General features: G+C 56.4%; 24 protein-coding genes. 16 read left to right on the forward strand and 8 right to left on the reverse strand.

The genetic code is table 11. From position 1 onward, the window contains the following. Positions 1-9: 9 nt before the first annotated feature. The 8 genes from CPJ18_RS06430 (at position 10) to CPJ18_RS27115 (ending at position 7,303) form a co-directional block, all read left to right on the forward strand. The gene (locus tag CPJ18_RS06430) at positions 10-885 is read left to right on the forward strand and encodes a 5-oxoprolinase subunit B family protein (protein WP_103657446.1); all 876 of its coding nucleotides are present in this window, start codon (positions 10-12) and stop codon (positions 883-885) included. Continuing rightward, positions 875-1,846, forward strand: coding sequence for a 5-oxoprolinase subunit C family protein (locus tag CPJ18_RS06435; RefSeq protein WP_103657447.1), 972 nt, complete (start codon positions 875-877; stop codon positions 1,844-1,846). The genes CPJ18_RS06430 and CPJ18_RS06435 overlap by 11 nt, the downstream gene beginning before the upstream one ends. Positions 1,847-2,104: 258 nt before the next feature. Further along, entirely contained in the window at positions 2,105-2,857 is a 753-nt protein-coding gene (locus CPJ18_RS06440; protein WP_103657448.1) for an ABC transporter ATP-binding protein, read from the forward strand. Then, positions 2,854-3,588 carry an ABC transporter ATP-binding protein gene (locus CPJ18_RS06445; protein ID WP_103657449.1) on the forward strand — a complete coding sequence of 245 codons (735 nt, stop codon included), beginning with the start codon at positions 2,854-2,856 and terminating at the stop codon, positions 3,586-3,588. Before CPJ18_RS06440 ends, CPJ18_RS06445 begins: the two co-directional genes overlap by 4 nt. Before the next feature lies 1 nt (position 3,589). Continuing rightward, positions 3,590-4,495, forward strand: coding sequence for a branched-chain amino acid ABC transporter permease (locus tag CPJ18_RS06450; RefSeq protein WP_103657450.1), 906 nt, complete (start codon positions 3,590-3,592; stop codon positions 4,493-4,495). A 4-nt stretch (positions 4,496-4,499) separates the two neighbouring features. After that, entirely contained in the window at positions 4,500-5,582 is a 1,083-nt protein-coding gene (locus CPJ18_RS06455) for a branched-chain amino acid ABC transporter permease (RefSeq protein ID WP_103657451.1), read from the forward strand. 40 nt (positions 5,583-5,622) lie between these two features. After that, a complete protein-coding gene (locus tag CPJ18_RS06460) occupies positions 5,623-6,816 on the forward strand; it encodes an ABC transporter substrate-binding protein (RefSeq protein WP_103657452.1) in 1,194 nt (397 codons plus the stop codon). A gap of 289 nt (positions 6,817-7,105) precedes the next feature. Further along, entirely contained in the window at positions 7,106-7,303 is a 198-nt protein-coding gene (locus CPJ18_RS27115) for a hypothetical protein (RefSeq protein WP_245445349.1), read from the forward strand. On the opposite strand, the gene CPJ18_RS06470 is transcribed toward CPJ18_RS27115, so the two are convergent. Next, positions 7,286-7,861 carry a hypothetical protein gene (locus CPJ18_RS06470; protein ID WP_146258652.1) on the reverse strand — a complete coding sequence of 192 codons (576 nt, stop codon included), beginning with the start codon at positions 7,859-7,861 and terminating at the stop codon, positions 7,286-7,288. The two genes, CPJ18_RS27115 and CPJ18_RS06470, sit on opposite strands and share 18 nt — an antisense overlap. A 198-nt stretch (positions 7,862-8,059) precedes the next feature. On the opposite strand from CPJ18_RS06470, the gene CPJ18_RS06475 reads away from it, so the two are divergent. The 3 genes from CPJ18_RS06475 (at position 8,060) to CPJ18_RS06485 (ending at position 9,313) form a co-directional block, all read left to right on the forward strand. Beyond that, the gene (locus CPJ18_RS06475; RefSeq protein ID WP_103657455.1) at positions 8,060-8,350 is read left to right on the forward strand and encodes a type II toxin-antitoxin system RelE/ParE family toxin; all 291 of its coding nucleotides are present in this window, start codon (positions 8,060-8,062) and stop codon (positions 8,348-8,350) included. Beyond that, positions 8,347-8,634 carry an addiction module antidote protein gene (locus CPJ18_RS06480; RefSeq protein ID WP_197710892.1) on the forward strand — a complete coding sequence of 96 codons (288 nt, stop codon included), beginning with the start codon at positions 8,347-8,349 and terminating at the stop codon, positions 8,632-8,634. The genes CPJ18_RS06475 and CPJ18_RS06480 overlap by 4 nt, the downstream gene beginning before the upstream one ends. Before the next feature lie 226 nt (positions 8,635-8,860). Next, entirely contained in the window at positions 8,861-9,313 is a 453-nt protein-coding gene (locus CPJ18_RS06485; RefSeq protein ID WP_146258653.1) for a hypothetical protein, read from the forward strand. Positions 9,314-9,334: 21 nt separating this feature from the next. Here the strand turns inward: CPJ18_RS06485 and CPJ18_RS06490 are convergent, their stop codons facing one another. The 5 genes from CPJ18_RS06490 to CPJ18_RS06510 are packed head-to-tail and all read right to left on the reverse strand — an operon-like array spanning position 9,335 to position 11,846. Next, the gene (locus CPJ18_RS06490) at positions 9,335-9,781 is read right to left on the reverse strand and encodes a hypothetical protein (RefSeq protein ID WP_103657457.1); all 447 of its coding nucleotides are present in this window, start codon (positions 9,779-9,781) and stop codon (positions 9,335-9,337) included. A 23-nt stretch (positions 9,782-9,804) separates the two neighbouring features. Continuing rightward, on the reverse strand, positions 9,805-10,932 hold the full coding sequence (locus CPJ18_RS06495; RefSeq protein WP_103657458.1) for a tyrosine-type recombinase/integrase: 1,128 nt from the start codon (positions 10,930-10,932) through the stop codon (positions 9,805-9,807). After that, a complete protein-coding gene (locus CPJ18_RS06500; RefSeq protein ID WP_245445350.1) occupies positions 10,929-11,201 on the reverse strand; it encodes a type II toxin-antitoxin system Phd/YefM family antitoxin in 273 nt (90 codons plus the stop codon). Before CPJ18_RS06500 ends, CPJ18_RS06495 begins: the two co-directional genes overlap by 4 nt. After that, positions 11,185-11,562 (reverse strand): type II toxin-antitoxin system VapC family toxin, encoded by a 378-nt coding sequence (locus tag CPJ18_RS06505; RefSeq protein WP_103587495.1) that lies wholly within the window; start codon positions 11,560-11,562, stop codon positions 11,185-11,187. Before CPJ18_RS06505 ends, CPJ18_RS06500 begins: the two co-directional genes overlap by 17 nt. Continuing rightward, positions 11,559-11,846, reverse strand: coding sequence for a type II toxin-antitoxin system Phd/YefM family antitoxin (locus tag CPJ18_RS06510; RefSeq protein ID WP_103657564.1), 288 nt, complete (start codon positions 11,844-11,846; stop codon positions 11,559-11,561). The genes CPJ18_RS06505 and CPJ18_RS06510 overlap by 4 nt, the downstream gene beginning before the upstream one ends. A gap of 435 nt (positions 11,847-12,281) precedes the next feature. Here CPJ18_RS06510 and CPJ18_RS06515 point away from each other — a divergent pair, with 435 nt between their 5' ends. Next, positions 12,282-13,154 carry a lipid kinase gene (locus tag CPJ18_RS06515; RefSeq protein WP_103657459.1) on the forward strand — a complete coding sequence of 291 codons (873 nt, stop codon included), beginning with the start codon at positions 12,282-12,284 and terminating at the stop codon, positions 13,152-13,154. Between the two features lie 51 nt (positions 13,155-13,205). After that, entirely contained in the window at positions 13,206-14,177 is a 972-nt protein-coding gene (locus CPJ18_RS06520) for a DUF808 domain-containing protein (RefSeq protein ID WP_103657460.1), read from the forward strand. A gap of 250 nt (positions 14,178-14,427) precedes the next feature. Here the strand turns inward: CPJ18_RS06520 and CPJ18_RS27050 are convergent, their stop codons facing one another. After that, entirely contained in the window at positions 14,428-14,604 is a 177-nt protein-coding gene (locus CPJ18_RS27050) for a hypothetical protein (protein ID WP_194287484.1), read from the reverse strand. 575 nt (positions 14,605-15,179) lie between these two features. Next, positions 15,180-16,073 carry a LysR family transcriptional regulator gene (locus tag CPJ18_RS06530; RefSeq protein ID WP_167397848.1) on the reverse strand — a complete coding sequence of 298 codons (894 nt, stop codon included), beginning with the start codon at positions 16,071-16,073 and terminating at the stop codon, positions 15,180-15,182. A 132-nt stretch (positions 16,074-16,205) separates the two neighbouring features. On the opposite strand from CPJ18_RS06530, the gene CPJ18_RS06535 reads away from it, so the two are divergent. The 3 genes from CPJ18_RS06535 to CPJ18_RS06545 all read left to right on the forward strand — a co-directional run bounded on the left by CPJ18_RS06535 (position 16,206) and on the right by CPJ18_RS06545 (position 19,417). Further along, a complete protein-coding gene (locus CPJ18_RS06535; protein ID WP_103657463.1) occupies positions 16,206-16,835 on the forward strand; it encodes an RraA family protein in 630 nt (209 codons plus the stop codon). 43 nt (positions 16,836-16,878) lie between these two features. Then, the gene (locus CPJ18_RS06540) at positions 16,879-18,393 is read left to right on the forward strand and encodes an ABC transporter substrate-binding protein (RefSeq protein WP_245445351.1); all 1,515 of its coding nucleotides are present in this window, start codon (positions 16,879-16,881) and stop codon (positions 18,391-18,393) included. 106 nt (positions 18,394-18,499) lie between these two features. Continuing rightward, positions 18,500-19,417, forward strand: coding sequence for an ABC transporter permease (locus CPJ18_RS06545; protein ID WP_103657565.1), 918 nt, complete (start codon positions 18,500-18,502; stop codon positions 19,415-19,417). The last annotated feature ends 67 nt before the right edge of the window (positions 19,418-19,484 follow it).

Raw genomic sequence — 19,484 nt, forward strand, 5'->3', positions numbered from 1 at the left:
GGAGAAGCGATGTCGATACGATTCAATTTCGGCGGCGACGAACACATCTTCGGAGAAGTGTCCGAAGAAATGTCGCTTGCCTCGTTTTTCACCGGCCTGTCGATGATCAACGCGGTTCGTGAGGCCGATATTCGCGGCGTCACCGAGACATGCCCAGCCAATGCCAGCTTTCAGATTCGTTTCAACCCGGATGTCATTTCACCACAGGATTTGCTCAAAGAACTGAAATCCATGGAGAACGCGGCATCCAAATCCGATGCGGTGCTCAAAACACGCATCATCGAATTACCGGTCTATTTCCAGGACCCGTGGACACACGAGACCGGCATGCGGTTTCGCGAACGGCATCAGGACCCAAGCTCGACCGATCTGGAATATTCGGCGCGCATCAATGGCTACGGTACGATTGAGGAATTCATTGCGGCCTATTCGGGACAGCCATGGTTCGTGTCCATGGTAGGTTTCGTTGCCGGTCTGCCGTGGCTCTATCAAATGGTCGAGCACAAAAAGCAGATCGAAGCCCCGAAATATCTGCGCCCGCGCACCGATACACCCAAGCTAACGGTGGGCCATGGCGGTTGCTTTGCGGCGATCTATTCCGTGCGCGGTGCCGGTGGTTACCAGATGTATGGCGTCACGCCTGCGCCGATTTATGATCCGACCCGCAAGGTGCGTTACCTGACCGACGAGATGTGCCTGTTCAAACCCGGCGATATCGTCAAGTTCAAGTCGATTGGCCGCGATGAATACGATGCGACGCTCGAGGAGATCGAGGCCAACAGATGGCACCCGACGGTGCGTGATTGCACCTTCAGCCTCACCAGTTTCAACAGCGACATTTACGGCACCAATGCCAAACTGATGGAGCGTCTCAATGGCCGTTAAAGTCATCACGCCCGGCCTTTCCACCTCGGTTCAGGATCTCGGTCGCCCGGGCTACTATCATTCCGGTATTCCCGAAGGCGGCGGTATGGACCGCTTTTCCACCCGCATCGCCAATCTTCTGGTGGGTAACGATCCCGGCGCCGCTGTGCTGGAGGTCACCTTCATGGGGCCGGAACTGGAATTCACCAAACCCGCAATCGTGGCCGTCACCGGTGGCGAACTGCCACCCAAGGTCAATGGAGTCGAACAGCCCACATGGGAAAGCTTTGAAGTCAAGGCGGGTGACCGCCTGTCGTTCGGTTATCTTAAAGCAGGGGCCCGCGCTTATATAGCCATTTCTGGCGGCATCGACGTTCCCGTGGTGCTGGGCTCTCGCTCGACCTATGTGCTCGGTGCACTCGGCGGTTTTGAAGGGCGTGTCCTAAAAGCAGGTGACGAGCTTCCTACCGGCGAAGGTTCAGGCAAGGCAGGGGTTTCGCTTCCGTCGCATCTGCGTGGTCTGAGCGCCATGCCTGCCGAACTGCGGATGTTGCCCGGTATCTACTGGCACCGCATCACGGAAGCGGCTGGAAAGCGCTTCTTCGAGGACACCTGGAAAGTCGCACCGGAGGCTGATCGCATCGGGTATCGTTTTCGCGGCGGCACCCCGCTGGAGTTCGTGGAGCGGCGACAGCCCTTCGGTGCAGGCTCCGACCCATCCAACATCGTCGATGCCTGCTATCCCTATGGCTCGGTGCAGGTCCCGAGCGGTACGGAACCGATCGTGCTTCACCGCGATGCCGTCTCGGGCGGCGGCTATATGATGCTGGGTGTGGTTATCTCCGCAGATATGGACCGCATCGCGCAATTGCAGCCGCACACCCCGGCGCAATTCGTGCCGGTCACGCTTGAGGAGGCGCTGGAGGCACGGGCTGACCGGCAGGCCGCCCTTGCGAAGGCAGAGGAATTCCTGACCGTCTGATGCGGTTGGGTGTCTCCGGACGAGGAGCCGGAGATGTAAAGCGGAGGAACTGGTCAGCCAATGCTGGCTCTCCGCCGCGCCAGATCACTAAATCCGGCGCGCGCAACGACAAGACGAAGCCGACAAACGGCGAGAATTTACAAGCCGAGCGATCCGCAGAGATTGCCGGACGAATAAAGGGGAACATCGCTGGAATTTTCAGGCCGTCGCACGGCCCGTTCCGGCATGCCCTTTCCTGAGAACATAAGGAACAGGGGAATGGGTCAACTGAGTGCAGAAAATGTTTCCGTCGCCTTTGCCGGGCTGAAGGCACTGTCGTCGGTGACGCTGGACATCACGCCCGGACATATCAGCGGTCTGATCGGCCCCAATGGTGCCGGCAAGACGACGCTGGTCAATGTTCTCACGGGTTTTCAGGCTCCGACAGAAGGGGCCATCAATCTCGACGGCTCATCGCTGGGCGGGCTTAAGCCGCACATGGTACGCCGCCGTGGCATCGCCAGGACCTTTCAGGGCGGACGCCTGTTTCGGGATCTGGCCGTTATCGATAATCTCGAAGTTACAGGTGTCGGCCTTGGCATGAGCCGCCGTGCAGCCGTTGCCGAAGCGCAGGCGATGCTGGACTGGATGGGCATCGGTGCGCTGGGATCGCGCATCGCCGGAACGTTGCCCTATACGGATGAGCGTCGCGTTGCCATCGGTCGTGCCCTGATGGGACGCCCATCCTACATTCTTCTCGATGAGCCCGCTGCCGGGATGAGCAGTCACGAGGCGAAAGATTTATCAGCGCTGGTCAAGCGCATCGCCCGCGATCTCGGTTGTGGGGTTCTGATCATCGAACACAATGTCGGTCTGGTGCTGGGCCTCTGCGATCATATCGTGGTTCTCGATTCCGGTGCCGTTATCGAAGAAGGCACGCCTGCCGCTATTCGCGGCAGTGAGAAAGTCCGCCACGCCTATATGGGAACGGCTGCCGACATGGACTTGCCCGTCGTGGAGGCGCTGCAATGAGTATTCTTGCGGTTTCCGATGTCGAGATACGCTATGGCCGACTGACCGCCGTGCGCGGTGTGTCGTTCTCCATGGGGAAGGGCGAAATTCTCTTTATCACAGGCCCGAACGGCGCTGGAAAGTCCTCGCTGATGCGGGCGATCGCGGGTGTGACCCCGGCATCTGCCGGCCGCATCGATTTTCATGGTAGCGATATCACCGGCAAGGCACCGGAAGATATTGCCCGCCTCGGCTTTTCCCTGGTGCCCGAGGGCCGGGAGGTTTTTGGCTCGCTCACCGTGGAAGAGAACCTCCTTGTCGGCACCGGCATGCATGCCCGTGATCGTGGCTGGCGCGCTCGCGCCGCCGCGGAGATGGAGGCGGTCTACGCGACGTTTCCGATCCTCAAGGATCGTCGCAACGGGCAGGCGGGTCTTTTGTCGGGTGGTCAGCAGCAGATGCTGGTGATCGGCCGGGCGCTGATGACCAATCCACGCCTCATCGCCATCGATGAGCCCTCGCTGGGTCTCGCCCCCAACATCACCGACCAAGTCTATGAGCGCCTGATTGCGCTGCAAACCGAACGTCGGCTGACGCTTCTGATCGTGGAGCAAAGCTCAGCCCGCGCCGTCATGGTGGGTGGGCGGATGATCCTCATGCGCGGTGGCGAAATCGTGCTGGATGGCGATGCACGGACACTCGGCAACAGTGAGGCCATCCAGGCCGCCTATTTCGGTTACGAGGATCATTGAGATGTTACAGATCGTCTTCGACTCGCTGTCCCTCGGTTCGCTCTATGCACTCGGTGCCCTCGGCATTGCCCTGATTTTCGGTGTCATGCGACTAGTCAATTTCGCCCATGGCGATGTCATCGCCTTTTGCATCTTCGCATTGTTGTGGCCATCGACCGATGCCATGGCCATCGTCTTTGCCGGTCAACTGCCCTGGTATCTGCTGGTGCCGCTGGTGTTGATCACAGGCGCAGGCTTGTCGGTTCTGTGCGAGATCGTGGTGTTCCGACGCTTCCGGCGGGCCAATCCGGCGACCATGATGATTGCCTCCTTCGCACTCGGCTTCGTCATTCGCTACTTCCTGCTCATGCTGTTTACCAGCCGTCCGAAATCCATCTCGCTTCTGCCGATGCTGTCACAGCCCGTGGAAATCTTCGGCGCGCGGCTACCGCTTCTGCAGTTGATCACCATCATCGCAACGGTGCTGATCCTCATCGGCCTGTCGCTCTTCCTGCGACGCACCCGCTTTGGGCTGGAAATGCGGGCTGCCGCGGAAAACTTCTCCATGGCCCGCATGCTCGGCGTTCGCGCCAACCGCGTCATCATGGGTGCCTTTGCATTATCAGGCGCTCTGGCCGGTGCCATCGCCCTGATCTTCGGCAGCCAGACTGGCACGGCGGATATCCAGATGGGTGCGTCGATCATGCTGATGGCCTTCATTGCCACCGTCATCGGTGGGCTAGGTAGCCTTGCAGGTGCAGTCCTCGCTGGCTTTCTGTTGGGGGCAGCCTCCGTCGTCATGCAGGTCGTGCTGCCGGTCGATGCCCGCCCGTTTCGCGATGCCTTCGTCTACGGCGCGGTCATCCTCGTGCTTCTGTTTCGCCCGCAGGGCCTGATCGCCGCGCGCGGCACCAAGGAAAGGGTCTGACGCCATGACCATCGCAACCATGCCAGACCTTCCCGTCGAACTGGCATCACCGAAGAAACCAGCGCCTTTTGCACTGGCGCGCCGCACCATCATGACGCCTATCCTGTTGTCGCTTCTGCTTCTGGCAATTGCGATGCTGACGGTGATGACAGGCTCCAAACCGTTCAATCAGGCCGTCATCGATGTTTTCGTGCGTGTCACGCTGGTCGTCGGGCTCTATATCTTCATCGGCAATTCAGGCGTTCTCAGCTTCGGGCATATCGGTTTCACCTGCCTCGGGGCCTATGCCGCAGCCTGGCTCACCATCAACCCGATCATGAAGAAAAGCGCGCTTCCGGGCCTGCCACAATGGCTGCTGGATACGCGGTTGCCCTATTGGGAATCGGCTGTGCTGGCGGCACTCTTCGCAGGTGTCATCGCGCTCGTCTTCGGCAAGGTGTTGATGCGACTTTCCGGCATTGCCGCGTCGATTGCGACATTCGCCGTGCTGGCGATGATCAACACGGTCTACTCCAATTGGGAAGATGTCACCGGGGCAACGTCCTCTGTGGTCGGCATTCCCATCGTCAGAACCATCTGGCCCTATGTGATAGCCGCCGTTATCGCGGTTTTCATCGCCTGGGCCCATGCCATCTCCCGTTCTGGCCTCGCGCTCCGTGCCGCGCGTGACGAACCGACGGCTGCTGCGGCATCGGGCGTGGATATTCCCAAGGAGCGCCTCGTCGCCTTCACCATCTCCGGTGTCGTCATGGGGCTGGGCGGTGCGATGATGGCGCATTCCATCGGCGTCGTCACACCCGATACCTTCTATCTCGGCCTCACCTTCATCACGCTTTCCATGCTTGTGGTTGGCGGCATGAGCAGCCTTTCGGGCGCTGTCATCGGTGTGGTCCTTCTCTCTACCCTCATTCAGGCCCTTCGCATGCTTGAGGCCGGTGTCCCCGTCGGGGCTGTCACCCTTGCCCTTCCCAAGGGGCTTCAGGAGATCGCCCTCGGTGTCATCATGATTGTGATCCTCGCGCTTCGGCCTGCCGGTTTGATCGGCAACTGCGAGATCACCTTATTCCGTCGCAGTCAAAACAAATAGCCGGCGGAGAGGAAACCGCACGGCAATAAAGGAGAACGCAATGGCTTACATGACAAGAATGCTTTCTGCGGTTCTGGCCACAGCCTTAACCACCTTGCCTGCCTGGGCGGACGACGACAAAATCGTCGTCGGCTTTGCCACCGGCGCTTCCGGTTTCATGGAAGCTTATGACAAACCGGCGCAGGATGCGGCGATGATCCGCATCGATGAGATCAATGCGGCTGGCGGCCTGCTCGGCAAGAAGATCGAGGTGGTCAGCGCCGATACGAAGTCCGACCGCGCAGAAGGTGCCAAAGCCGGTCTCTCTGTCATCGATCAGGGCGCTGACCTCGTCGTGGTGTCCTGCGACTACGACTTCGGTTCCCCGGCAGCGCTGGCGGCGGAAGATGCGGGACTGGTCTCGTTCTTCCTCTGCGCAGAATCCGTGAAGGCAGGCATTCAGGGCGTCGGCCCGCACAGTTTCTCGGCGTCGGTGCTGGCTGCCGTGCAGGGTGCCACGATGGCGGAATGGGCCTTCAACGAAAAGAAGGCTAAGACCTATTACCGCCTTCTCGACACCTGGACGGAATATAACAAGGGTATTTGCGATGGTTTCGACTGGATGATGCCGAAGCTTGAGGCCAAGGGCGCGAAGCTCGTGGGCAAGGACACGTTCAAGAACGAGGACGCTTCGATCGCCGCGCAGATCAGCCGTATCAAGGCGCTGCCGCAGGAGCCTGATGCGATCATGCTGTGCACAATGATGCCGGGTGCCGTTTCGGCCATCAAACAGATCCGTGCCGCCGGTATCAACACGATGATCCTCAATGGTTCCGGCGTGGACGGAAGCTACTGGCTGTCGGCGGTGCCTGATCTGTCCAACTTCTTCACACCGGTTCAGGGCTCCATCTATGGTGACGACCCCAACCCGGCCGTCCAGACGTTCAATGCAACCTACAAGAAGAAGACCGGCTCCGATCCATCCAGCCAGTATGTCTATCCCGGCTATTCCATGATCGATGTATGGGCAAAGGCCGTAGAGCGGGCAGGGACCACCGATGCAGACGCAGTCGTTGCCGAATTGGAAAAGATGAAGAATGAACCGACGCTGTTTGGGCCACGCACCTTTACACCAGAACTGCACCACCAAAATCAGGCCCGATATCTGATCGTGGAAACGAAAAACGGCAAGCCAGGCGTCGTCGGCAATTGGACGATTTCTGAACCAGTTCCGGTCAGTGCATTGGTTAAGTAAAATGTCTTGGGCATCGGCTGCTTTTCAGTCGATGCTCACCCGGCTGGTCATTGCGCGTTGTATTTTTTCGCAGCTACCGGTCGAGTGTTTGCATAGACTGAATATTTTGCCTCCCGACTGCAGAAGTGGAATGGCGATTGTGGTCTTTGGCTGGCGCTGGAAGCCATCACCGACGATGCGGCTCATGAAGTCCACGGAATCGACACTGAAGGCTTTCAGTCCAAACCGGCGCACGATGGCGCGTAGCGTGACGGCGAATAATTAGCCTATTAAAGCTGTCCCAATTGCGATGTTCGACCGTACCATCAGCAAATTCGGTTGCGGTGACGCGACCGTTCTGGTCGCGTGTCAGAGGCGTGACACTCCCTTCGCTATCCGTTTCGGCGATGACATTCGCATTCGCATCGTGGGCATACGTCTTGCGATTGCCCGCGCCGTCAAGCACCATCAGCAATTCGCCGTCGTCGCCCTAGACGTAGTTCGTTGAGCGGCCCTCACCATCCACCTGCTCTTTGACATTGCCATGAATGTCATAGCGCGTCCGGTTTTCATGGCCGGTTTGATCCCTTGTCGCCACACGAAAACCGGCGCGGTCATAGCTGTGAGCGACACACCCTCCAAGAGCATCGATCTCCTCGACGATCTTGTCGTTCTCGTCATAGCGAAAGCGCTGTGCTGCTGCCTCCATGCCGCCCGGCATGCAGACAGTCTCTCCGACATCGTAGTGAAATCTGTCATGGTTCCAGATGCCGTTGGTTGCGGTATGAATCACCCGACCCAATGTGTCGTAGGTGAATCGCGTCGTTGAGGCCCCGGTAATATTCCGCCAGCTTGTAAGCAGGTTCTGCCGCTCTTGCCACATATACCGAACAGACATGCCGACTGCGCAATCGGAACTCACCATGCGTCCCGCGCTGTCATACGCGTAGCGGGCTAGCTCCAGCCTGGTTCCGTCTGTCCCGATCAGCGTAATGCGCAGACGTTGTCCTACTCCGTCATTGACGAAATCGAGTGAAAGCCCGTCCGACCCCTCGACCCACTCCAACCATCCTTCCGGCGCGCGGTGCAAGACTGGATGGGAACCGTTGAGATCGGTTATCCTTTCCAGCCGATAGATCTTGTCCTCATACTGCCGGAAATGGAGAGTAACCGCACCACTCTTAAGCGCCAGACAGGCTCATCCACTGGCTTTGTCCGCTAACTTTTTTCTTGCAAAGTCGTATCCAATTGGATACAAAAACTCATGAGCACCTTCGAGAAATCACATCAGTTCGACAGATGGTTGAAAGCCCTGAAAGATACCAAGGGCAAGGTTCGCATCCTTCATCGCATCACTGCGGCAGAGAATGGAAACCTTGGCGACTGGAAGCCGGGCGTTTCAGAAATGCGCATTAATTTCGGACCGGGATATCGCCTGTATTACACGCGCAGAGGCGAAACGGTTTACCTGCTGCTGATCGGCGGCGACAAGTCCACCCAAAAGCGCGATATTCAAAAGGCCATCGAAATGGCCCGTACAATCGGAAAGGAATGACCATGACGGAATTCAGCAAGTTCGATGCTTCGGAGTATCTGGATAGCGAAGAAACCACGATGGAATATTTGATCGTTGCCATGGAAGACGAAAACCCGGACGTTTTCATTGCAGCGCTGGGCCATGTCGCCAAGGCACGCGGAATTGCGAAGATCGCGGAGGTTTCCGGCCTCGGTCGCGAAAGCTTATACAAGGCCCTGAAACCCGGATCGAAGCTTCGCTATGAAACGATGCACAAAATCATTCATGCGCTTGGCTTCCGGCTGGCCTTAAGCGCAGCATAAGAACCACGCGTGCCAGTCAATCACCACGCGAACACGCCACCCGCGCTCTGTGCCGTCTCAATAATGTGCCGGAGAATACGGCATTCGAGACAAAGCCAATGTGGTTCCGGTAGAAGGCAAAATGACACTCTAACGGAGATGGTCACCTGTTGGCCCGAAGCGGTCAGTGAGGTTGCTCAAATGTGCGCATCCTTTAATTTCTCAATCGGTTATGGAGAAGACTGATATGACATGGCTTATCGACTCTTTCTCAGGAATTGGGCCCATAAAATTCGGCATGACTCCAGAGGATGTCGCCATACATATCGGAGCACCAGACGGGTCGAGACGAGGCCTTCGTCCTGATACGTTCAGTGAGCATCGCGGTACCAAAGCGCCAGTCGTACGTTATCGAGGAAATCGCGTTAGAGAGATCGAAGCCTTCTACGATATTGGGGTAGTTATGTTTCGAGGAATATCTGTTTTCGGAACGAATGGATTGGAGGTACTCCGCGCATTGGAGGAGCTAAATGGGGACGCTGCGATTTCTGTTGGGATCATACTGTTTGACAAGCTCGGTTTAACGGTGGGCCGTCTGGATGAAGGTCCGCCCACAGGGCATTCGGTAACCGCCTTTGCATCCGGCACATGGAACGGCAAGACCGCTGACTTCACGAGCATCAGTTTCAATGACCACTAAGGACGCAAAGCTGACCCGGCCTCATGGAGATGTAATGGGTTTGTTCTCAAAGCGAATTCTAAAGTTTCGACGTTGGAAATCTTCTTTGAAACAGACAAAAATCAGTTCGAGATCTTGCAAGGCGTCTTTGCGTCCCAAGAGGCTTAACGAAGCTATGATGACGCCGTTATATCCGCGAGTGATACGAAACGCTGCATTGCGCATCGTGATGGCGTCAGAATCTCCACGATCCTCTCGACGGTCATAGACAACCCAAAACCGGGCTGCTTTCCACGTCACTTCCAGCATTTCTCTCACTTTCGCGAGAAATTCTTCGCCGCTCATCGAGGGTCCCCAGGATAAAGGCGTCTCGCCATCATCGTCCGCAACACTGAAATAGCCGTCGTATTCGCGACCGGTGTTCAGCGCCTCCTCGATTTTTGCAAATGCCTTGTCTTCAGTAATCGTCGTTTTGAACAAGATTGTCATGGACTAAGTTCCGAGCCTTTCCGTCACAGCATTCTCGCGGCTCGACCGCTGCGCCGTGTGGCATTGTTGTAGTAGCTGGATGCCTGCTGAACGGAACGATGGCGTGATTGCTCCATAGCCTCGGGGAGGGGAATGCCCCGGTTCGCGGCCTCCGTCAGATATCCGGATCGCAGGCCGTGAGCGGAAAACTCCCCAGGCTCCAACCCGGCCATAACCACACGCTGTTTCAGGATCGCGTTGATGGCACCCGGTTCCAGAGCATGCTTCGACAGATTTCCCCACCGATCAATCTTGCGAAAAATGCTTCCGCTATCGATGCGCGCGGCCGTCATCCATGCATTCAATGCATCGACGGGCCGCCCCGTTAGATAAACAACGTCGTCGTTTTCACTTCCGGATGTTTTTGTGCGGCCAAGGTGAATGGAAAGCGAGGGGAGGGGAGGGGCGTTGTCGACCGCAATCGGCACCTCAACAGTCAACTGCTCTTTGCGCAGCCCGGCGATTTCGCTGCGGCGACGACCGCCGGAGGCAAACGCCACCATCAAAATTGCCCGGTCACGGACATCGCGCAGGCTATCGGTGCTACAGGTCGCAAGAAGCTTTGCCAGGACGTCACCGGTCACAGCCTTGGCGCTTTTGCGTTTTCGTGGACGCGGGGTGGCACGGACGGCCAGGCGTATCGCTTGTTTGAGGGCAGGGGAGGAGAATACCCCTTGATGGCCGCGCCATTTCGTCAGTGTCGACCAAGATGCAAGCCTACGCCTTACCGTGTCGGGTGCGTGAGGACCGATAGATTTCAAAAGCCCTTGCTCGCGCAGGAGACGATCGACGTTCTGCGGCATGCCGTGACCCAGATCGCTAATGCGCTTTTCGGGATCCCACAGATGATGGGCAACGAATTTGAGCAGCAGAGCTTCAGGTGCAGGCCAGGGGAGGGAGGCTCCGGTCGCTGCAATGGACCAGGCCTGCAGATAGGCAAGGTCTGATGTCAACGCGCGCAGCGTGTTGGCACCCATGCCTTCATTGACCAGATGTCGAAGCGTTTCGATATCTTGATCGGTCAAAAGCTCCGCAAGTTCGTCCCGGCGTTCGAGCGGCAAGACCGCTGCAATCGTGTCGAGCTCACGCAAGCGGCGATCAAGACCACTCATATCGGCAATCCATGCTCATCATAAAAGTCGTCGTGGTTGGATGTGGTGCCGACTGGAACATTCTTGCGGCCTTCTGCAGCAAGAGCCATGAACTTGTCCATCGCCTCTTCTTTTTTCTCGATCGGGGTCAAGGATGCAGCCGGCGTCCCGTCTCTACAGATTACGATCTCATCACCGAGGAGCGCCAGCTCAATCAAATCCTCAAGCCGTTCTGCGGCCTCCGCTATCTCGACAAATACTTTCATCCCTGCCTCACCAGATCCGCTCATTCAGCACAGTGTCGAACACGACATCCGTTGAGATCAGCACGCAATGTTCCAGTCTCGTCTGTGCTGCAAGAATGCGATCCCAGGGATCGCGATGGTCCCAGTCAAAGCTTGCTGCCAGTTCAGCGTGCAGATCGGTTATGGCAAGAGTTTGCAGGCCACTGGCTGTCACGGCTGCTCGCAACTCCTGTGGCTTCAGGTCGAGCTTGTTCAGCCGCATCTTGTTATCGAGCTCATAGAACGAAACGGCACTGACCAGAACGACATTCGTCTTGTCCTCGATTAGTGCGCGTGCCCGCGCAGAAAGCCTTTCGCTGCCGATTGCCCACCAGTAGATCGCATGACTATCGAGAAGAATCTTCATTGCCCGGCTTCGCCAGGCTTGCCCTGCCAGACACCGGCCTCGTCGTTCCAGTCGCCCGCATCGATCGCGGCCTGCTCGGCGTCCACGGCATCGAACAAATCGTCAGGAAGGCCACGATGGCGCAAAAGGCCAAAAGGACGCTTATTGCCATCGGTGGCGGGTCCAATGCGGGCATAGACCTCATTGCCGCGCATAATCACGATTTCCTCGCCTTGGTTGGCACGCTCGAGCACTTCCGCAAAATTCTTACGGGCTTCGCTGATCTTGTAGCTGGTCTGGGGCATTGTGAGCTCCGAATTCATCATCGGCGCGACGATATCATAGGTTACCAAACCGTACCATTAGAACGTACGCATAAGACTCGATAAGGAGTACCTAGCGCAGCGCGAACACAGCCAGCTTCAAGCAAACATATTGTCGGTTTTCCAGCTGCATTTAAACCAGTTTTCCGTTTCGCGTTGATCCACCTACACCGGAGAAAATTGGTGTTGCACAATTCACTACACCGGATCTTGTGGCTTACGCGAAATGGGAACGCTGATTAAATCTTGCTGAAAATCAACACTCATTTTTTCTGTAATTCGATATGCGGGGTGTGACTCACAAGCACGCCATTGACGACGGATGCTGCAGTGCACATATAAAAAGCGGTCGATTTTTTGAAAGTGAACAACCAGCTATTATTCTAACCTTCGCAAACGCGCGCAGAAACTGAGAGTATGACGTCACAAGCAGCCTTGTTGCTGGTCAACCCGAATTCCCGCAGAGGAAAAGACAGTCTGCCCGAGGTGCGACGGTTGCTGCAGCAAGCTGAAATCCGTTTCACCGAGCTACCCGCCGATTATACGAGTACGACGTCCCAGGCGATAGAAGAGCATATTGGCTTGGTAGATCGTGTCATCGTCGGCGGTGGCGACGGTAGCCTGAACGGGGCGGTGGGCGGGCTTTTGAAAGCGGGGCTTCCCTTAGGCGTTCTGCCGCTTGGAACGGCAAATGATTTTGCCCGCACCATCGGTCTGCCCTCCGATCTCGCCCAGGCGGTGGATGTCATCGCTAAAGGCAACACGACTAGGATCGACCTCGGCGAAGCGAACGGGCATCCATTCTTCAATGTGGCGAGTGTCGGCTTCAGTGCCGATCTGGCAATGTCGCTGACTGAGAAAGCCAAGAAGCATTGGGGCAAACTGGGTTACGGCATTGTCGCTGCTCGATTGCTCGCCAGTTCACGACTGTTCACCGCAACGCTCGAGCATGACGGACAGACCGAAGAACTGCGAACCTTGCAGGTGGCTGTCGGCAATGGGCGCTTTTATGGTGGTGGCATGACCGTGCATTCAGATGCCACGGCAACAGACGGCATGCTGGATTTCTACAGTCTCGAGGTTGACCATTGGTGGAGGCTGCTGGCGCTTTTGCCAAGCTTGCGCAAGGGTACGCATGGCGACTGGAGCGATGTCCGGTCGTTCTCGACAAAGCATCTAACGATTCGCACCAGCAAGCCGCGCGCAGTCAATCTCGACGGCGAGTTAAAGACCAACACACCCGTGACGTTTCATATCAGGGAAAAGGCGATCTCGGTCTTCGTTCCGTGATGGACGCGAATTCATGTTCATTTATTTCAAAATACAAAGGCTCCATTTTTCATGGCAACAGGTCTGATAGCGCTTCTCGATGATGTCGCGGCAATCGCAAAGCTGGCCGCTGCGTCACTCGACGACGTTGCGGCGCAAACGGTCAAAGCCACCGGTAAAGCAGCAGGCGTCGTCATCGATGATGCTGCGGTCACGCCGCGATATGTGGTGGGGCTAAGTCCTGCCCGGGAGCTCCCGATCATCGCCCGCATCGCACTGGGTTCGTTGAAGAACAAACTCTTGTTTCTTCTGCCGGCCGCGCTCCTTCTCGGCTATTTTGCGCCGTGGGTTATTACACCGCTGCTCATGGTCGGTGGGGTCTACCTATGCTACGAAGGGGCCGAAAAGCTCTATGCGGTTTTCTTCCCGCATGCTGCGCACGGTCACGAAAAGCAGGTTCTGGGTGAAGAGCTCGATCCGGTCGCTCTTGAAAACCAGAAGGTCAGCGGCGCCGTTCGCACCGATTTCATCCTTTCAGCAGAAATCATGGCGCTGACGCTGGCCGATGTTTCGCAGTCCAGTGTCTATATGCAGGGCTTCGTGCTCGCTGCCGTGGGTATTCTGATCACGCTTGCCGTTTACGGTTTTGTCGCGCTTATCGTGAAGGCAGATGACGTTGGCATTGCGATGGCCAAGACCTCCTCTTCGGTCCTTCAGGTCATCGGTCGCGGTCTCGTCTACGGCATGCCTATCTTCCTCAAAGTGCTTGCAGCCGCCGGCACTGCGGCGATGCTGTGGGTCGGAGGCAGTATCTTGGTGCACGGGCTTGCCCAGCTTAGTTATGCTGGTCCCGAACACCTCATCAACGATGTTTCCACTGTGGTCGTTTCTGCCATCTCCTTCGCTCCATCCGTCGTCGGTTGGCTCGCAACATCTGCCCAGCAGGCTGTGCTCGCCATCATCATTGGTGCGGTTGCCGTGGCTGCCATGGGAACTGTGATCGCGCCAATGTGGAGAAAAATGCGCAGTCGCGATCATAATTGAGGAATCGATTTCGAGAGTAACAGTCCACCAGTTGCGCTACGACACTGGTGATGCCGGTTCGCGCCTTCACATCTAATCAACAGAGTCGGGCTGGATCGTTCGTGTGATCTTCGCTTTAAGACCACGCCTGCCACCGGCAATGTCATGCGGCCCGTACGATCCAGCTCGCTATGAGCAGTGTCAACAACCCCTGGAAACTAGCACGGCTGCGAGCCAGCGCACGCGTTTACCAGCTAACCAGCAAATACCGTTACAAATCCAGGAAATCAGATCCAGTGGCTATTCCCATGAGGCCGACCACCAAACCGAGATCCGGGAAAAATCCGCCTCCCGATGGAGCCAGAAAAAGAAAACAGCCGATGAGGAAAGAAAAGCTCACCACGAGGATGGAGGCGATACCGAACGAGGTTGCGATTGCGTTTCTCAAATATCACTCCCTGCCGATAGTCGGTACAGGGTTGGGTCGGGCTGACTATCGATCGTCCGCTTTGCATGGGAAGCATGCAGCTCCGTGCCTCGACTAGCTGGCAGATGTTTTCTACATTTTGAGCCGGTCAAGAAGGTCTGCAGGAAGGGAGCAGATGATTTTGGATGCGTGACGGTTCTCAAACGCCATATCGCCACCATGCCAATTGTCGAATTCCTTGTCTATTTGTATTCCGTGAAGTGTGAGCGACGCCCATGAAAAATCGAAGCCACCGCCGGTTCGCGCAGACCAACCAGCCAAAATCAGCCACGCGATCACTGCTCGCCACGTCTCTTCCGGTATGTCTGTAACGCTGGTTTGAATCAACGGCAGCTCGCAAAATTCTAGTTTACCTTAGCCAAAATGTCTTTTCCGGCAGGCAAAATGAAAATTCGATAATGCTGCCTCCACGAATGAAACGTACGGTCTCGCAGCCGGGCGTTGTGTCTTCGATATTTCAAGTAGTTAACTAACCTCTACGGGAGGCTGGTTCGTATCCGTTCAAGAGCAGTAAACATGCTTCTCGGCTTGTGAGGTCACTCGCGAGCTGTAAAATCGCAAATTTGGCGGCACAGGTTAGCGATCTCCTCAAAGAATGCACCATTGTAATCGTTGCGGTATGTGATGAAATATTCAAGCTTCGGCAGGGGAATATTCGTCTTCACGATACGCAGCCGTCCTTCATTGACGTGACGACTAAAAAAAGCTTTCGGCAATATAGTAATACCCATGCCGAACGCGGCCAGTTCTGCCAGCGCCATCATATTGTTGCATGAGATCGTCTTCGTGAACGGCAATTTCGGATTGTCGATGACATCGTGCAGGATCGGTCGGAGAATAGAGCCGGGAGATTGGATCAGCAAAGGCAGTTTTATCAGATCTTCGGTTTGTAACGTATTGCCTTGATCGTACAGTTTCGGGCTGCACATCCATACCAGTTCGATTTCACCGAGAGGAGAATTGACGAATTGCGGATGCTGGCTCACGCGTGGGCATATGACGAAATCGATCTTGCGTTCGATAAGCCGCGCCAATAGCCCAGAGGTCAGATCGATCTCTGGCTCCAGTCGCATATCCGGATTGCGTTCTAGAATCCTCGCCAGCAATTCGGGCAACCATGAGAGCGCGACGAGGTCAGTCACGCCAAGGCGGAACCGGAAGGGAGCCGCATTGGCCGAGCGGGCCGTGATGGCCAGTCGATCATTCAGGCGCAAGATCTGTTCTGCGATCTCCCTAATGTCCTCGCCCTTGCCGGTCAGCGTGGCGTGGCGACCCTTCCGGTCAAACAAAGGTGTCGAGAACTGGCTCTCAAGTTCTCCGATGCGTTTGGAAATTGTCGATTGCGTGACGTTGAGATACGAGGCCGCCGCCTCGAAACCACCAAGTGTTGTGACCCAGTAAAGGGCTTCCATCTGTTTTATCGTGAACATCGATTTCATTCGGAAAAGCGATTTACTGATATCGCAAAATATCGCTTTTTTTAGTAAAAACGCAAGCTTAGATTACCGCTGGAGATAGCAGGACATGGTTTGAGGAGAAACCGCTGCATTCAGGAGGTTATCATGACGATTGAAGAGTTCCCCACGCCCGCACCGGTAGCAGGTGATATTATCGCCGAGTTCATAGGCGTCCCTACATCCATCGTGAGCGATAACATGGCGCGTTTGCCAGGGGCCAATGGCATTATGCCCTATCATTCTGGCGGTTCTCTTGTCGGCACCGCATTGACGGTGAGAACACGGCATGGCGATAATCTCGCCATCCATGCGGCCCTCAAGGTTGCACGGCCGGGCGATGTCATCGTCATCGATGGCGGTGGTGATATCAGCCAGGCGCTGATCGGCGAAATCATTCTCACCCATGCGCAGTCCATTGGTGTCGCCGGTTTCGTCATCGATGGTGCGATCCGCGATGTCGCGGCGATCCGCGCTTCGGATTTGCCATGCTATGCGCGGGGTGTCACGCACAAAGGTCCATACAAAAACGGACCGGGCGCCATCAACGTTCAGGTCTCTATCGGTGGCATGGTGGTCAATCCGGGTGATCTGATCCTCGGTGACGACGACGGTATCGTTGCCGTTCCCGCCGATCTAGCCGCCGGCCTTTTGCCGGGCATTCGCGCCCAGGAAGAAAAAGAACGCATCAAGATTGCGGGATATCAGGAGGCGCGTCTCAGGCGCGTCAACGGCTGAGACGTCGAAAATATTCATCTGACAGACAGGGAGGAGACCGTCTGTGACCATCAGGACATCTATCATCATGGGGCTTTCTGCTGCCCTTCTGCTTTCCGCAGGGCAGGTGGCAGCCCAGCAATCCAAGACAGTCAAGATTGTACTGCCCGCAGGGCCGGACAGGCTTGACCCTTGCGAAACACCGCGTTCGGTAATCGGGCGTATCATCAAACAGAATGTCGTGGAAACGCTGGTCGAACTCGACTACGCAAAGCGCACAACCTTGCCGCGCCTTGCGGAAAGCTGGGAGCAGACCTCTCCAAATGAGTGGGTGTTCAAGCTGCACCAGGGTATCAATTTCCATGACGGTGCACCATTTGATGCGAAATCGGTGATCTACTCCGTCGAGCGGACCACCGATCCGGCGCTGACCTGTATCACGCGCACCAAATATTTCGATGGCACGGATATCACGGCAACCGAGATCGATGCTCATACCGTCAAATTCACCACCAAAAACCCCGTGCCAATCCTGCCGACGCTTCTGGCTCAGCTTGCCATTGCGTCGCCGAATACGCCGAAGGGCAAATATACCACCGAGCCGATTGGCACCGGTCCCTACAAGTTCGATAGCTGGACCCAGGGCGAAAAAGTCGTCCTCAAGCGTAACGATGCCTATTGGGGCGAAAAGCCGCTGATCGACCAAGCGACCTACGTCTGGCGCACAGAGTCGTCTGTTGCCGCTGCCATGGTTGAAACCGGCGAGGCAGATCTGGCATTCTCGATCGCCCCTCAGGATGCCACCAACCCTGAGACAGACAAGGTCTATCCCAATTCAGATAGCGCCATGTTTCGTCTGTCGGTGGATATTCCGCCGCTCAATGACATAAGGGTCAGAAAAGCCATCAATCTGGCCATCGACCGTAAGGCGTTTCTGGGCAGCATCATCAGCGACAAGGCTGAACTGGCAACCCAGCAGATCGGTCCCAGCGTTCTAGGCTTCAATACTGCGCTCAAGCCATGGCCCTACGATCCTGAACAGGCAATGAAGCTGCTGGCCGAAGCGAAGGCCGCAGGCGTCGATGTCACCAAGGAAATCCGCATGGTCGGAAGGCCCGCGATGTTTGCTAACAGCAACGAATTCGTGGAAGCTGCCGCTGAAATGCTGCGCGGCGTTGGCCTCAACATCAAGCTGGACAACCTGGAAATGTCGCAATGGCTGCAAATGGCCAACAAGCCTTTTGCTGCAGAGCGCCAGCCCAATGTGTTCCTGACCATGCATGACAACAATAGTGGCGATGCCGCGTTCACGGCCTTCTTCAAATATCATTCGAATGGCCGCCAGAGCGAGTTGCACGACCCACAACTGGATGCGTTGATTGTCGATGCTGGAACGCAATCCGGTGACAAGCGTGTTGCTGAATATAACGAGGTCTTCCGCCGTATCTACGAGGACATCGTTTCCGACGTGCCGCTTTTTTACATGGTCAACTATATGCGGGTTGGTTCGCGCATCGATTTCACGCCGACCATTGCCAATGCGGTCGAACTTCAGCTTGCACGATTGAAGCTGAAATGATTGCCCTGTGGCATCCTGGCCAAGGAACCGGGATGCCACAGTCTGGCACTGATATCCTTTTGTGACGCATATGGTGCGTTTCCCACATCCGGCGGAGGAGGCTGATTTGGGCAATTTCATATTCAAACGGTCATTGCAGAGCGTGTTTTCGCTGATTGCCCTGATCATACTCGTCTTCTTTCTGGCAAGGCTGACCGGCTCGCCCGCCGATCTCTATCTTCCGCAGGATGCGTCGCTGGAAGTGCGCCACCAGTTCAATGAGCGCCTTGGTTTCAACGATCCGCTCTATGTACAGTTCGGTCGCTTCTTCATCGGCCTGCTGCATTTCGATATGGGTGAATCCCTGCAATTTTCTCGTCCCGCCGTGGATGTCGTGTTGCAGGCCTTCCCGACCACATTGATGCTGGCGGCGATCACCATGCCGCTGGTGATTGTCGTGGCTGTTATCACGGGCTCGCTAGCCGCATTCCGTCCCGGCGGTGTCTTTGACCGCCTCGCCAGCCTGCTATCGCTGATCGGTGCGAGTACGCCAAACTTCTGGGTGGCAATCGTCGGCGTTCTGGTTTTTGCAGTGACACTGCGCATCCTTCCAACATCGGGCACTGGAACGCCATTGCACTGGGTTCTCCCCGTGGCCGTGCTGACACTAAGGCCGACCGGGGTGCTGGTTCAGGTGGTGCGCAGTTCAATGATAACCGCATTGTCTTCCGCTTACGTCAAAACCGCCAAGGCCAAAGGTGTGGGTTCGCGCGCAATCATTTTCGTGCACGCACTGCGCAACGCTTTGTTGCCGGTCATCACTGTCGCCAGCGATCAGGCGGCAGGCATCGTCAATGGCGCGGTGATTGTCGAAACCGTGTTCGGCTTTCCCGGCATCGGCAAGCTGATGATCGATTCCGTCATGCTGCGCGATTTCGCCGTCATCCAGGCCGCCGTGCTTGTCACAGCGCTTGCCGTGTTCATCATCAACATCGTTGTGGATATCACCTATGCCCTCGTCGATCCCCGTATCCGGTACAGCTGACGTGACCCGCGCGCTCTCTCCCGCCTCACGTTCGAAAAAGATCTCCGCTTTTCGCGAGATATTGTCC

It is taken from the genome of Agrobacterium rosae (genome assembly GCF_002915175.1).
GTDB lineage: Bacteria > Pseudomonadota > Alphaproteobacteria > Rhizobiales > Rhizobiaceae > Agrobacterium > Agrobacterium rosae.